This is a genomic window from Cryptosporangium sp. NPDC051539 (genome assembly GCF_044454545.1).
Classification (GTDB): Bacteria; Actinomycetota; Actinomycetes; order Mycobacteriales; family Cryptosporangiaceae; genus Cryptosporangium.
Window position 1 is genome coordinate 155,044 of sequence record NZ_JBITDV010000016.1, and the last position, 14,082, is coordinate 169,125.

The window sequence follows — 14,082 nt, forward strand, 5'->3', positions numbered from 1 at the left end:
CCTACGACCCCGGTACGACCAGGCCGCTTTCGTAGGCCAGGACCACCAGCTGCGCCCGGTCGCGCGCCGCCAGTTTGAACAACAACCGGCTGACGTGCGTCTTCACCGTGTTCAGGCTGACGAAGAAGTGCTCGGCGATCTCAGCGTTCGACTTGCCGGCGGCGACCTGGATCAGCACCTCCCGCTCGCGCTCGGTCAACTCGTCCAGACCGGTCGGAGTGGACGTGACCGGCCGGGAGGCCGACCGCCGGACGAACTCCGCCACCAGGCGGGTGGTGACCCGGGGGGTCAGCAGCGCCTCGCCCTCGGCCACCACTCGGATCGCGGCGACCAGATCCTCCGGCGGGGTGTCCTTCAGCACGAAACCGCTGGCCCCGGCGCGTAGCGCCGCGAACACGTGCGCGTCCTCGCCGAACGTCGTCACGACCAGGACCCGCGCGGGCACCGTCGAGTCCCCGACCACGTGCCGGGTCGCCTCGAGCCCGTCCATGACCGGCATCCGGATGTCCATCAGCACCACGTCCGGGCGCAGGGCGCGGGTCTGCCGCACGGCCGCGGCGCCGTCGGCAGCCTCGCCGACCACGGTCAGGCCGGGAGACGCGTCCAGCAGCACCCGGAACCCGGCCCGGATCAGCGCCTCGTCGTCGGCGATCAGGACACGGATCCGCTCACTCATCGGAAGCCCCGGTCGGGAATCGCGCCACCACTTCGAAGCCGCCATCGGGCCGGGGGCCCACGGAAACCGTTCCGTCGTGCAACGCGACCCGCTCCTTCATCCCGACCAGTCCGAAGCCCGACCCCTTGCCACCCGGCGCGGACCCTCCGGCGGTGTTCACCACCGACACGATCAGCTCGCCGTCGAGGCAGGTGACGTCCACGCTGGTCGGTACGCGACCGGCGTGCCGGACGACGTTCGTCAGCGCCTCCTGCACCACCCGGTACGCCGACTCCTGCACCAGCGGCGGTGCCCCGGCGTCCGGTGGTACGTGCAGCGTGATTTGGTACCCGTCCGCCCGCAGGCCCTCGACCAGCCGGGGAAGGTCGGCCAGCGTCGGTGCGTCCACCGAGTCCTCGCCGCGCATCGACTTCAGCACCGCCCGGAGCTCGTCCAGCGCGGTCCGGCTCGCCGCCTCGATCGCGCCGAGCGCGACCCGCGCCTCGTCCGGCTGCCGGTCGAGCACCACCCGGGCGATCCCGGACCGCACCGCGATCATGCTCAGCGTGTGCGACACGATGTCGTGCACGTCGGCCGAGACCCGCAGCCGTTCCTCGGCCCGGATGCGCCGCTCTTCTTCCTTCGCCCGCTGCCCCTCCTCGGCGCGCAGCCGCGCCTCGTACTGCCGCCGGGTGCGCCAGATGTATCCGATGAGCCAGCCCGCGGTCGCCGACAGCAGCTGGATAGCGTCCTGTTCGGTGTGGGGATGGATCCCGATCGCGGCCAGTTCGGCCCCGGTCACGGCCGCGGTCGCGACGGTCGCGATCGCCAGCGATCGCCGCCACGGCAGCCGGTCGGCCACCGTCAGCACAGCGAGGACGAGCGCGGGACCCGCGTTACTGACGAACAACGTGAATCTGACGTCGGTCAGCGCGCCGAGGACGAGTGCGGCGGACACCGCGGCCAGTACCGCGACCGGAGCGCGCAGCCGCACGACCAGCGGCGCGGCCGCGAGCAGCCCGAGCGCGACGATCGCCGCCGTCGGCCCGTGCCCGGAAGCCGCTCCGGCCAGGATCGGCCCCGTGTAGAGCACGAAACTCCCCGCGGCCAGCACCACGTCGATCAGCCAGGAGCTGGGCCGGCGAGCTTGGTCGGTCGTCATGGGGCAGACGCTAACCAGCACCCCGGTAGGGGTCGTCACTCCGGAGAATGACGGCGCGGATCACTATCTGGTGCGACGCGCCGCCGCCCGGCCCGGCACCAGAGTTCGAGACATGACACCTCCACTCTCACGTCCTGCCGTCACCGTCGCGGCCCTGTTTCTCGCCGCCGGCGTGGCCAGCGGTGCCGCCCTGTACGGACGCGATCCGGACAAGGCCCACGTGGACGGCACCGAGGCCTGGATACCGCACCTGGTGATCACCGCGTTGATCGCGGTCTGGTTCGTGCTGGCCGCCCGGCGCAGCCCCTACGGCTGGCGGGTGATCACGATGCCGCTGGCCCGCGCGACCAGTCAGCGGGTCGCGGCCACGTTCCGCGCCGTCGCGATCCCGGCCGGCCTCCTGCGTTGCCTCGCCGTCGCGTTCCTCCTGTTCGTGGAGGCGTACACGACCTGGCGCATCGGCGCTCAGGTGATCGCCGGCTCGGACCCGAACTTCACCGCGAACGCCTGGGGCGGCCCGTCGTACCTGGGCGCCATGTACTGCCACTACCTCGACGGCGCGCTGATCGTCGCGACCTGCCACGTGCTTCTCCGGGCGGTGACGGCCGGGCCTTCACGTGACCGGCAGCACCAGTACGCGTAGGAGACGCTCGGCGTCGGCGTCCGGATCGTTGGTCAGGCCGGTGTGGACCGGCCCCGGCTGGATCACCGTGCTGCGGGGGGCGGTGAGCCAGCGGAACCGACGCCCGATCTCCTCTTCGCCCGCCGGTCCGGTGGCCGCGGACGAACACGTCTCCGCAGCGGCCCGCAGTGCCAGTTCGATCGCCTGCAGGTCGGCGGCCGGGTCCAGCGCGCGCAGGCGGTCGGCGTCCAGGTGGACGCGGGAACCGAGATAGCTCAGCGGACGGCAGTAGAGCAGCACACCGGCGTTGATCGACTCACCCCGCTCGACCCGGGGAATCACTTTCAGCACGGCGTACTCGAAGACGTGCCTCGTCATTTGGTGCCCTCGAGCCAGGCCGGACGGTTCGGGGCGACGCTGCGGCGGCTGCCCCTGGCGGTCGCGGCCTGTTCGCGCAGCGGGGGCAGCCAGGCCGGGCGGGCGTCCAGCCGGGCCTGGATCCGGTTCACGTAGGCGTCGCGGACGTCGGCGGGCGAATCGAAGCCGGGCTCGTCGGCGAGCCAGACGTCCGGCACCTCGGCGACCGCGGCGCGCAGCGCGTCCTCGGTGACCAGCGGGCCCAGCACGGTGTCGGCGGCGTCGAGGGCGGCCGGTTCGCCACCGGCCGGCGCGCACGCGACCAGCGCGTGCTGGGAGGCGTCGTAGGGCCGGTCGGCCGACTTCGCGGCGGCGGGCCAGTTGTGGTGGAACGTCAGCGTGGCCCCGTGGTCGATCAGGTAGAGATGGCCGTGCCAGTAGAGCATGTTCGGGTTCCGCCACGAGCGGTCGACGTTGCCGACCAGGGCGTCGAACCAGAGCACGCGACCGGCCAGGCCGGCGTCGACGCCGAACGCCATCGCGTCGAAGTCCAGGGCCCGGGGCAGGTAGTCCATCCCGAGGTTCAGCCCGGCGCTGGCGCGCAGCAAGTCCTGGACTTCCTGGTCGGGCTCCCCGGGGGCCAGCGCGGAATCGACCTCGACCGTCACCAGGTCGGGAACCGGCAGGCCGAGCGTCTTGGCGAGCGTGCCGCAGATGACTTCGGCGACCAGCGTCTTGCGGCCCTGACCGGCGCCGACGAACTTCACCACGTAGGTTCCGAGGTCGTCGGCCTCCATCAGCCCGGGCAGGGAGCCGCCCTCGCGGAGCGGCGTCACATATCGGACGGCAGTGACATGGGGAAGCACAGTTCTTGAGACTAGGTCGCGCCGCCTACGGAATTACGACGCGGTAGTGCGTGGTGAGGCGGCCGTCGTCGTCCAGCACGTGGAACGCGATCCCGGGCGGGAGGTCGAGGTCGACGACCTGGTCGCTCTCCCAGGGCAGCAGCAACGTCGAGACCACCCCCGGCGCGATGAGCAGCGGCCGGCCCGCGAACGTGGACGCCGCCGCGGTGTGTGCGTGGCCGGTGAGGACGGCCTTCACCTGCGGGAAGTCGGCCAGCGCGGCAGCCAGCCGCTGCTCCTCGCCGAGCTTTATGGCGTCCAGATAGGGCTGGTGCACCGCGATCGGCGGGTGGTGGAACGCGACGAGGGCCGGGACGCCGTCCGGAAGGTCGGTGAGGGTCGCGGTGATCCAGGCGAGCGTGTCGTCGGCCAGGAGGCCCTCGCTGCGGCCGGGGATCGAGGAGTCGCAGAGCAGGAACGCGGTGCCGCCGACGCGGTGCAGGCGGTTGATCGGCTCGTCGGAGCCGGTCGGGTCGCCGAGCAGGACCGTACGGTAGGCGGGGCGACGGTCGTGGTTGCCGGGGCAGTGCAGTAACCGGTCGCGGCCGGCGAAGAGTTTGGCGGCTTCCTCGTACTCGGCCGGGTCGCCGTGGTCGGCGATGTCACCGGTGACCAGGATCGCGTCGACCGGGCGTCGGAGACGGTCGAGGTAGCCGAACACGGCGGCGGCCCGCCGGGCCGCTCGCGGACCGCCGTCGAGGTGCAGGTCGCTGAGGTGCGCGATCAGGGTCATGCGGCGAGCGAAGCACGGCCCGGCTCGGCCGGCCAAGGCCAATAGGTCGACGTTTCACATGAAACGTGAACTCCGGGCATCCGGTACCCGTGCGTCTTGAGCCCGGCCGGGGCGGTGAGGGCGTCCCGGCCGGGTCCGAACTCCGATGCCCCGGCGCGACTGGCCGGTTGCGGGAGGGGGCGACCGGCCGGGCGCGCGGGGGGCGCAGCCGGGCAGGCGGCCTGGCCTGGCGGCGCGGCGCAGCTGGGCTGGTGTTGTGGGGCAGGCGGCCTGGCCTGGCGGCTCGGCGCAGCTGGGCAGCTGGGTTGGTGGCCGGGGCCAGCCAGGCTGGCGGTCCGGGTCGCCGGAGGGTCGCGCGGCCACCAGGCGGGTGCAGGACGGCCGGACTACCGCGCCGGTCGCCGGCGCGGGGGCGGAAGACGGCGGTGTGGCGGCAGCCAGCCGGTGAGGCGCGGCCGAACGTCGCAACGGCCGACGAGCCGGGCGCGCAAGGAGGGGCCGCCCAGCGGCGGCCCGGCAAGCGGCCGGGCGCCGGACTACCGCGGCGGCAGTCGGCCACGGGTCCGATGCGCCGAGGAGATGCGCGACGGCGCTGCCGGAGGAGGGCGCGAGCGGGCCGCGCGGCGGCAGTCGGCCACGGGTCCAAGGCGCCGAGGAGATGCGCGACGGCGCTGCCGGAGGAGGGCGCGAACGGGCCGCACGGCGGCAGCCGAGCACGGGTCCGATGCGCCAGCGAGATGCGCAGCGGCCGACCATCGGCAGGGGCGCCGCGACGGCCGCACGACAGCACCCTCGCACCGTGGGGTCCGGGGCTCGGCCCCGGGGCGGAATGGCGAAGGGGCCCCCGTCTGCGCGTTCCGCAGACACAGAGCCCCGCCACGAGCGGGTGACGAGAATCGAACTCGCACTGTCAGCTTGGGAAGCTGATGTTCTGCCATTGAACTACACCCGCAGCGCTGCTCACTTTAGCGTCTCTCGCGCGCCGGTGGCGCAGCACCCCGCAGAACTCGGCTCGATAGGGTGCAACGCATGCTGCTCTCCGACCGCGACCTCCGGGCCGAGATCGAATCCGGCCGGCTGGGCCTCGACCCCTACGAACCGGAGCTGGTGCAGCCGTCCAGCATCGACGTCCGGCTCGACCGCTGGTTCCGGGTTTTCCGGAACATGCAGTACACGCACATCGATCCGTCCGAGCAGCAGGACGACCTCACGGAGCTGGTCGAGACTCCCGACAAGACGCCGTTCGTGCTGCACCCGGGCGAGTTCGTCCTCGGGTCGACGTTCGAGCTCGTGACGCTCCCCGACGACCTGGCCGGCCGCCTCGAGGGCAAGTCGAGTCTGGGCCGGCTCGGCCTGCTCACCCACTCGACGGCGGGCTTCATCGACCCCGGGTTCTCGGGTCACGTCACGCTGGAGCTCAGCAACGTGGCGAACCTGCCGATCACGCTGTGGCCGGGCATGAAGATCGGCCAGCTCTGCCTGTTCCGGCTGTCGAGCCCGGCGACCGAGCCGTACGGCTCGACGGCCTTCGGTTCCCGCTACCAGGGCCAGCGCGGCCCGACCCCGTCCCGCTCCTGGAAGAACTTCCGAACCTGGTCGACCGAGCGCTAAGGCGCTGCGCGCCCCAGCCCCGCGGCCCCAGCCCCGCGGCCCCAGCCCCGCGGCCCCAGCCCCGCCGCTCAGGCCCCGACAGCGCCGCCCGGCCGTTCAGGCCCCGCCGCTCAGCCTCGGTCGCGCCCCGGCCGTTCAGCCCGGGGCCGTTCAGGCCGCGCCGTTCAGGCCGCGCCGCTCAGACCCGACCGCTCAGGCGCGGCCCCGCGGCCCCGACCGACCTCCCAGGCCGGCCTGAGCAACTCAGGCCGCGGTCGCTTCCTCGCCGAAGACCGCGTGCAGCACGTCGTCCAGCGTCACCACGCCCACCGGAGCCACCCCATCCGTCACCAGCACGAAGTGCACCCGCTCGCGCCGCATCAGCACCAGCAGATCGGCCAGCGTGGTCGACGGCGGTACCGCTTTGAGCGTCCGGATCTTGGAAGCGGGCAGCGGAGCCCGCCGCTCCGCGCCGCTCATCCCCAGCACGTCCTTGACGTGCACGAACCCGATGATCTCCAGCGTGAACCGGTCGACGACCGGGAACCGGGAGCGCCGCACCCGGGTCGCCAGAACCTCCAGCGCGGCCGGGCTGATCTCCTGGTTCACGGTGTCCACCTGCGGCCACGGCACCGCGACCGTCCCGGCGGTCTTCTCGGCCAGCGAGAGGGCACCGGTGATCCGCTTGTGGTCCTCGGCGTCGAGCAGGCCCTCGGTGCGTGACTCGGCGACCAGGCTGGCCAGTTCGTCCGCCGTATAAACAGTCTTGACCGAGTCTTGCGACTCGATGCCCAGCGCCCCGAGCAGCGTCCGCGACACCCACTTCAGCGCCACCAGCACCGGCTTCGTCGCCTGCGCGAACCAGAGCATCGGCGCACCTAGCCAGAGCACGGCCTTTTCCGGACCGGCCAGCGCGATGTTCTTCGGCACCATCTCGCCCAGCACGGTGTGCAGGAAGACCACGACCGCCAGCGCCAGCACGAAGGCGATCGGGTGCAGCAGGTCTTCGGAGAGCCCGATCGACTCGAACGGACCCTCGAGCAGATGCGCGAGCGTCGGCTCGGCGATCGCACCCAGGCCCAGCGAGCAGATCGTGATACCCAGCTGCGCACCGGCGATCATCAGCGGGATCTGGGTCATCGCCTTCAGCGCGGCCGAGGCCCGGCGGGAGCCGAGCGCGGCCATCGGTTCGAGCTGCGTCCGCCGGGAGGCGATCAGCGCGAACTCACCGGCCACGAAGAACGCGTTCCCGAGCAACAGCACGAGCGTGACGACAAGCGCGAACGTGTTCACTGCGCCTTCCCTTGCGACCCGACCGACGACAAGCCCGTCTTCTCTCTCACTGCGGCGCCTTCCGTGGCCCCACCGGCCGCACCGGCCGACTTCGACCGCCCACCGTCGTCGGCGCGAGCGCCGTTCTGCGCATTCTCCGAAGCGGCCGCGGCCCGCTCGCGCTGCTCCTCGAGCCACTCCGCCGACGGCCGCACCTTCACCTGCTCGATGCGGTGACGCTCGACCGACGTCACGATGAACGTCCAGCCGTGGTACTCGACCCGCTCGCCCTCGACCGGGATGTGGCCCAGCCGCGACATCATGAAGCCGGCGAGCGTCTCGTACGGGCCGTCCGGCAGCCGGAACCCGGTCTCCTCGGCCAGCTCGTCCTCACGCAGCAGACCGTTGACGAGCCGGGCCTGATCGGCGTCCGGCGCGGTGATCAGCGGTGCGCCCAGCGAGGTCGGCGGGTCGTACTCGTCGTCGATCTCGCCGACGAGTTCCTCGACCAGGTCTTCGGTCGTGACGATGCCGTCGGTGCCGCCGTACTCGTCGACGACCACGGCCAGCTCGGCCTGAGCGTCCCGCAGCGCGGCCAGCACACCGTCCAGGTCGAGGCTCTCCGGGACCAGCACCGGATCCCGCGCGATCGACCGCGCCAGGGTCTCGTTCCGACGCTGTACCGGGACGCCCAGCGCGTCGATGACGCCGATCACGCCCACGACCTGGTCGAGCGTGTCGATGTAGATCGGGAACCGGGTGTGGCCGGACTCGGTCGCGAGCGTCAGCAGGTCGGCGACGGTCGCGGTCTCCTCCAGGCCGACGACGTCCACGCGCGGCGTCATCGCCTCGGCCGCACGCTTGTCGCCGAACCGGATCGTGCGCTGGAGCAGCGTCGCGGTCTCGGTCGGGAGCGCACCGGCGCGCGCGGAGATCGCGGCCAGTAGGCCGAGCTCCTCCGGCGACCGGGCGCTGGCCAGCTCTTCCTGCGGCTCGATACCCAGACGCCGGACGACGACGTTCGCGGTGCCGTTGAGCACCGCGATGATCGGCCGGAACACCACCGAGAAGATCCGGAGCGGCCCGGCGGTCCAGAGCGCGAGGCCGCGCGGGCGGGCCAGCGCGGCGTTCTTCGGCACCAGCTCGCCGAACAGCATCGAGATCAGCGTCGCCAGGATCAGCGCGATCGCCACCGAGACGCCGTCCGCGAGGTCGTCGCTGCCGGGGATGATCGGCCGTACCAGGGTCGCGATCGCCGGCTCGGCCAGATAACCGGTGAGCAGCGCGCTGAGCGTGATGCCCAGCTGGGCACCGGAGAGCTGGAACGACAGCGAGTGCAGGGCGTTCGAAAGGCGGCGCGCGGATCGGTCACCCGCCGCGGCCTGCTCCTCGATGCTGGCTCGATCTACGGTGACCAGCGAGAATTCCGCTGCCACGAAGAATGCGTTCGCGGCGGTCAGCACGGCGAACGCGATCAGGGGTATTAGGACGTCAATGACCGGTCACCTCTTCGCGAGGCAACTATGTCGGGGTCTCACGAGTGCCAATGGTACGGCCCGATGTCTCCCCGGACCGGTCCGACATGTAACGCATATAAGGAAGGCGGCCACCCGTATCCGAGTGGCCGCCGTGAGTGAACGGATCAGCCGTTGGCGGGCTTGTCCGCGGTTGCGGTCCCATTCGGCGACGTCGGTTCGTCGGAGCCGATTTCCTCGGCCGAGGACGGATTCCCGATCGGCGTCGCCGCGGGCGTCGCCGCGGCCGCCGCCGGCTGGATCGACTTCAGCAGCAGCTGCGAGACGTCCATCACCTCGACCGCGTCGGACGCCGTCCCGGCGGCCTTCGCGCCGGTCACACCGTCCGACAGCATCGTCAGGCAGAACGGGCAGCCGATCGCGACGACCTCGGCGCCGGTCGACAGCGCCTCCTCGGTCCTCTCGACGTTGATCCGCTTGCCGATCCGCTCTTCCATCCACATCCGCGCGCCACCTGCGCCGCAGCAGAACGAGCGTTCCTTGAACCGCGGCATTTCCGTGAGCGTCGCATTCGGCGACGCGTCGACGACCGCCCCGAGCACCTCGCGGGGTGCCGAGAACACCCGGTTGTGCCGACCCAGGTAGCACGGGTCGTGGTAGGTGACGTTCTGCTCCAGCGGCGTCACCGGCGTGAGTTTGCCGTCGCGGACGAGCGTCGAGAGAAGCTCGGTGTGGTGGACGACCTCGTAATGCCCGCCGTCCTCACCGATCGTCGGGTATTCGTTCTTGAGCGTGTTGAAGCAGTGCGCGCAGGTCGCGACGATCTTCTTGTCCTTCGCCACGCGCTCCTCGAATGCCGCGTTCAGCACCTCGACGTTCTGCATCGCCTGCATCTGGAACACGAACTCGTTGCCGATCCGCCGCGCCGGGTCACCGGTGCACGTCTCGCCGTTGCCCAGCACGGCGAACGACACCGAAGCTTCGTGCAGCAGCGTCGCGACGGCCTTCGTGACCTTCTTGGCCCGGTCTTCCAGCGCGCCCGCGCAGCCGACCCAGAACAGGTACTCGACGTCTTCGGGCAGCGCCTCGCCCTGCTCGACCTTCCGGACGTCGAACCCGAGGTTCTTCATCCAGTCTTCGCGGTCGTTGGGGTTCGCGCCCCAGGGGTTGCCCTTGTTCTCGATGTTCCGGAGCATGACGCCGGCTTCGGACGGGAAACTCGACTCGATCATCACCTGGTAGCGGCGCATGTCGACGATGTGGTCGACGTGCTCGATGTCGACCGGGCACTGCTCGACGCAGGCACCGCACGTGGTGCACGACCAGAGCACGTCCGGGTCGATGACGCCCAGCGAGTCCAGGTCGCCGATCAGCGGACGTTCGGCCTCGGCCAGCGCCGCGGCCGGCACCCCGGCCAGCTGTTCGGCGGATGCCTTCTCCTCGCCCATCATGTCCTTGCCGCCACCGGCGGCGAGGTACGGCGCCTTGGCGTAGGCGTGGTCACGCAAACCGGTGATCAGCAGCTTCGGCGAGAGCGGCTTGGCGGTGTTCCAGGCCGGGCACTGCGACTGACAACGACCGCACTCGGTGCAGGTCGTGAAGTCGAGCAGGCCCTTCCAGCTGAAATGCTCGACCTGGCTGACGCCGAAGACGTCCTTCTCCGGGTCGGCCTCCTCGAAGTCCAGCGGCTTGCCCTCGCTGGTCATCGGCCGGAGCGCGCCGAGCGACACGGAGCCGTCGGCGTGACGCTTGAAGAAGATGTTGAAGAACGCGCTGAACCGGTGCCAGGCGACGCCCATCGTCGGGTTCAGGCCCAGGACGATCATCCAGGCGAACGAGACGATGACCTTGACCGCGGCGGTGAGCACGATCGCGGTCTCCAGCGCGCTGTGCGACAGGCCGGAGAACGCGGCCGCCAGCGGGTAACTGAACGCGAAGTGGATGCTCCACCCGTCGTCGTGACCGGTGAGAGCGGCCTCGTACCCACGGATCAGCAGGATGCAGATCGGCACCGCGATGATCACGAACTCGACGAAGTACGCCTGCCAGAAGTTCGAACCGGCGAACCGCGACTTCCGCTCCGGGTTCCGCGGATGGGCCCGCTGCCGGATCACGATCAGCACCGCGATGCCGACGATCGTGGCGACCGAGAAGAACTCGGTGACCAGCTCGTAGGGCCACCAGTGGCCGATGACCGGCAGCACGAACTCGGGGGAGAACAGCTGTCCGATCGCGTTGGCCAGCGTCGCGACCAGAAGGATGAAGCCGAAGGCGACGAACCAGTGGGCCACGCCCACGGTTTGCCACTTCACCATCTTCGTGTGGCCGACGAACTCGCGGAGCATCGTCTTCGTGCGCTCGCCCTTGTCGTTCGTCCGGGTGTGGTCCGGTGAACCGAGCTTGATCGTCCGGACGATCTGAACGATCGCGCGGACGAACAGGGTGAGGCCGACGACGGCCACCCCGAGGGCGATAACGGCGGCAACAATCTGCACGGCGTCCATTGCTGACGATCCTCCTGCGGGATCTGCGCGCGCCTCTTTGAACGCACAACGGGCGTGCTGGCACCCTACGCCGAGCAGTACCCGTCAGTAACGTGACGCCGCTCTCGTTGTGCCGTAACTAACCCACGTCGCGCAGACCGGGCGGGAGCGCTCCACGGCGCTTGCGCCAGTACTTGGCCGCGTTCCGGGCCGCCAGCAGCTGAGCCAGACCGATCACCGCACCGGAGAGCAGCGCGAACCCGATCGCTTCTTTCCAGGCGACGTCCGGGTCTTCGGGGTTGTTCGGCGGCGGGTTGCCGGTCACACCACGCCACGTACCGTCCAGTGCCTTCTTCGCGACGAAGGCGGCCGCGGCGACGGCTCCGCCACCCACGACCTTCCAGATCAGCTTGTCGGTGACGGTCTGCTGCGACACGGGTCCTCCTCCAGGAATTTCAGCGTTACTGCCCGCTCGAGCCGAACCCTACGCAGCGGGATCATTTCGGTGTCAGCGAGCCCGCGATCTGCTCGAATCCGGATAAGTAGTCGTCGTAACCGGCCTGCGGCGAACGCAGCGAGATCTCGTAGAACTTGTCGCCGTCGTTGAAGCGGAAGATCCGGACCCGGTGCGGCTGCGTGACCACCGCGCCCATGTGGGTGAACTCCAGCACCGCGCCCCGGTGCCCGCCGTAGGTGTGCTCCTCCAGCGAGACCCGCTGGTACTGCGGGAACGCGCCTTTCTCCCGGGCGAACTCCTCCTCGCCCTGTAGCTGCTCGAGCGGCGACCTGCCCTTGGCGTCGCCGACGATCACCAGGACGTACGGGCTGCGCCGAAGGTCTGTGTTGTCGTCGGTGTGCTCGTCGGCGGCGAGTTGGTCGAAGTAGCAGCCGCTGTGCTCCTGCTTCTCGATCTCGGCCGGGTCGGTCACGCAGAACTGGTTCCAGGTGGCCGGGTACCGCAGCGAGTACAGGTTCCCGTCGAACGCCTTGCCGGTCGGCTCGCTCGGGCCCGGCGAGGACGGCCCGGACGTCGGAGTCTGACTCCCGGTCGGGGTGCCCCCGCCGGACAGGTCCAGCCAGCCGTTCTTGCGCGCCACCACTCCGGCTGCGCCGGCCAGCAACACCACCACGAGCGCGGCGAGCAGCCAGAGACCGACCCGGCTGCCTCCGGACCGGCCGGTGGGTGGTGCCGGTGCCAACGGTGGTGTGGACGTCGGGCGAGCCGCGCCGCCGGTGAGCTGCCGTGACGACAGGTCCACTCCTGGAGACGAGTTGCCGAAGTGCGGAGGGGCGGGCCGGGGTCCGGAGAGATCCGGCACGACCGGGGCGTGGCTCCAGTTCGGCCTGCTCTGGCTCCAGTCGCCGGGCGACCCGGCGTCCACGCGGTAGTCCTGAGGAGTCCCGTTCACCGGACCGGTACCACCGAAGACCGGCGCGCTCCCGGACACGGGAGCGCTGCCGGAGACGGAGGCGCTGCCCGAGACGGGCGCGTTGCCGGACACCGGGGCACTGCCGGAGACCGGCGCGGAGCCCGCGGCCGGACCGGGATCGCCAGGCATCCAGAAGTCACCGGTCTGCGGGGGCGTACCCCACGAGGTGGCCGACAGATTCTCGACCGGCAGGCCGTCGGCGACCCGCCGCAGGCCGGCCCGGGTGCGGACCGCGTCCCAGCGCTGCTCGGGGTCTTTGTCGAGCAGGCCGGCGACGACCGGGCCGAGGTTCCCGGCCCGGGGCGCGAGCGGCACCGGCTCCAGCGTGATCGCGGTGATCACCGCGAAGTGTTCGTCGCGCGCGAACGGCGCTCTGCCCTCGACAGCGGCGAACAGCGTGCAGCCGAGCGACCAGAGATCCGACGGCGGGCCGACGGTGCCGCCGGTCAATCGCTCCGGAGACAGGTAGGCGGGTGACCCGACCAGGTGCCCGGTGCGGGTCAGCGACGCGTCGCCGGAGACCGAGGCGACCCCGAAGTCGGTCAGCACCGCGCGATCTTCGTGATCACCCGTGCACACCAGCACGTTGGCCGGTTTCACGTCCCGGTGCAGGACACCGGCCTTGTGGGCGTGGTCGAGCGCGTCCAGGACCTGCAGGCCGAGCACGGCGGCGCGCTCGGGTGACATCGGGCCGTCCTGGCGGAGGATCTCGGCCAGGTTCCGGGCCTCGACGAACTCCATGACGATCCAGACCCGGTCGGGCTCGGGCAGCACGTCGTAGACGCCGACGACGGCGGCGTGCCGCAGCCGGGCCGCGGCCCGGGCTTCCCGCAGGTAGCGCTCGCGTAGCCGCTCGGCCTCGTCGGTCGGAAGGCCGTGCGGTATCGGCACCTCCTTGACCGCCACGTCGCGGTGGAGCAGGTCGTCGGTCGCGCGCCAGACCGTGCCCATGCCGCCGGAGCCCAGGTGCGGGCCCAGGCGGTAGCGCCCGCCCACGAGTTGACCGTTTGCCCCGTCCGTCACGGCCCCGAGGCTATTGGGTCGTGCGGCGATCGTGTCACCCACAAGACAGGGAGGTGACAGAGCAGTCGGCGGGGTAAACCAGGATCGGCCCGCTTGTGTGCTGGTGTCCGAAATTCGGGGCCGCGGATTGGGAACAAGCCTCAAGGGGCTATCGTTGGGCTGATCAGAAAACTTGCGCGAGGTTGACTCAAGTTCGGTGAGCCCGAACAGCGAGCAGTAGAACAACCCTCGAACGAGACAAACTCTGCGGAGAGGGTTCTCCGCAACCCCCCTAGGAGGAGGGATCCATGGCACGAGCGGTCGGCATCGACCTCGGTACCACCAACTCGGTCGTCAGCGTCCTCGAGGGTGGCGAGCCGACGGTCATCGCCAACG

Annotated in this window: 13 protein-coding genes and 1 tRNA gene; 3 read left to right on the plus strand and 11 right to left on the minus strand. The window is 70.8% G+C overall.

The annotated features are described in order from the left end of the window. Position 1: 1 nt before the first annotated feature. Together ACIBZJ_RS38565 and ACIBZJ_RS38570 are read right to left on the minus strand one after the other, a co-directional pair. Positions 2 to 676, minus strand: coding sequence for a response regulator (locus ACIBZJ_RS38565; RefSeq protein WP_395938579.1), 675 nt, complete (start codon positions 674 to 676; stop codon positions 2 to 4). Beyond that, positions 669 to 1,817 (minus strand): sensor histidine kinase, encoded by a 1,149-nt coding sequence (locus tag ACIBZJ_RS38570; protein ID WP_395938580.1) that lies wholly within the window; start codon positions 1,815 to 1,817, stop codon positions 669 to 671. The genes ACIBZJ_RS38565 and ACIBZJ_RS38570 overlap by 8 nt, the downstream gene beginning before the upstream one ends. A 112-nt stretch (positions 1,818 to 1,929) precedes the next feature. Here ACIBZJ_RS38570 and ACIBZJ_RS38575 point away from each other — a divergent pair, with 112 nt between their 5' ends. Next, positions 1,930 to 2,460, plus strand: coding sequence for a hypothetical protein (locus tag ACIBZJ_RS38575; protein ID WP_395938581.1), 531 nt, complete (start codon positions 1,930 to 1,932; stop codon positions 2,458 to 2,460). On the opposite strand, the gene ACIBZJ_RS38580 is transcribed toward ACIBZJ_RS38575, so the two are convergent. The 4 genes from ACIBZJ_RS38580 to ACIBZJ_RS38595 form a co-directional block, all read right to left on the minus strand. Further along, on the minus strand, positions 2,431 to 2,817 hold the full coding sequence (locus ACIBZJ_RS38580; protein ID WP_395938582.1) for a DUF3037 domain-containing protein: 387 nt from the start codon (positions 2,815 to 2,817) through the stop codon (positions 2,431 to 2,433). The genes ACIBZJ_RS38575 and ACIBZJ_RS38580 overlap by 30 nt on opposite strands. Beyond that, entirely contained in the window at positions 2,814 to 3,662 is an 849-nt protein-coding gene (locus tag ACIBZJ_RS38585; RefSeq protein ID WP_395938583.1) for a HipA family kinase, read from the minus strand. Before ACIBZJ_RS38585 ends, ACIBZJ_RS38580 begins: the two co-directional genes overlap by 4 nt. 25 nt (positions 3,663 to 3,687) lie before the next feature. Next, entirely contained in the window at positions 3,688 to 4,434 is a 747-nt protein-coding gene (locus tag ACIBZJ_RS38590; RefSeq protein ID WP_395938584.1) for a metallophosphoesterase, read from the minus strand. An 881-nt stretch (positions 4,435 to 5,315) separates the two neighbouring features. After that, positions 5,316 to 5,386 (minus strand) — tRNA-Gly (locus ACIBZJ_RS38595). 77 nt (positions 5,387 to 5,463) lie between these two features. Here ACIBZJ_RS38595 and dcd point away from each other — a divergent pair. Then, the gene (dcd, locus tag ACIBZJ_RS38600; protein ID WP_395938585.1) at positions 5,464 to 6,045 is read left to right on the plus strand and encodes a dCTP deaminase; all 582 of its coding nucleotides are present in this window, start codon (positions 5,464 to 5,466) and stop codon (positions 6,043 to 6,045) included. A 243-nt stretch (positions 6,046 to 6,288) separates the two neighbouring features. Here dcd and ACIBZJ_RS38605 read toward each other — a convergent pair whose 3' ends face one another. From ACIBZJ_RS38605 to ACIBZJ_RS38625, 5 genes are all read right to left on the minus strand, one after another. Continuing rightward, on the minus strand, positions 6,289 to 7,317 hold the full coding sequence (locus tag ACIBZJ_RS38605; RefSeq protein ID WP_395938586.1) for a hemolysin family protein: 1,029 nt from the start codon (positions 7,315 to 7,317) through the stop codon (positions 6,289 to 6,291). Further along, positions 7,314 to 8,780, minus strand: coding sequence for a hemolysin family protein (locus ACIBZJ_RS38610; protein ID WP_395938598.1), 1,467 nt, complete (start codon positions 8,778 to 8,780; stop codon positions 7,314 to 7,316). The genes ACIBZJ_RS38605 and ACIBZJ_RS38610 overlap by 4 nt, the downstream gene beginning before the upstream one ends. A gap of 158 nt (positions 8,781 to 8,938) precedes the next feature. Continuing rightward, positions 8,939 to 11,275, minus strand: a complete 2,337-nt coding sequence (locus tag ACIBZJ_RS38615; RefSeq protein ID WP_395938587.1) for a (Fe-S)-binding protein — start codon at positions 11,273 to 11,275, stop codon at positions 8,939 to 8,941. 118 nt (positions 11,276 to 11,393) lie between these two features. Beyond that, positions 11,394 to 11,690: a DUF4235 domain-containing protein gene (locus ACIBZJ_RS38620; protein WP_395938588.1), complete on the minus strand. Its 297-nt coding sequence runs from the start codon at positions 11,688 to 11,690 to the stop codon at positions 11,394 to 11,396. Between the two features lie 61 nt (positions 11,691 to 11,751). Then, on the minus strand, positions 11,752 to 13,707 hold the full coding sequence (locus ACIBZJ_RS38625) for a protein kinase (protein WP_395938589.1): 1,956 nt from the start codon (positions 13,705 to 13,707) through the stop codon (positions 11,752 to 11,754). 287 nt (positions 13,708 to 13,994) lie between these two features. Between ACIBZJ_RS38625 and ACIBZJ_RS38630 the strand changes: the two genes are divergently transcribed. Then, positions 13,995 to 14,082: Hsp70 family protein (locus ACIBZJ_RS38630; RefSeq protein ID WP_395938599.1), on the plus strand; the 88-nt coding region annotated here is incomplete at its 3' end.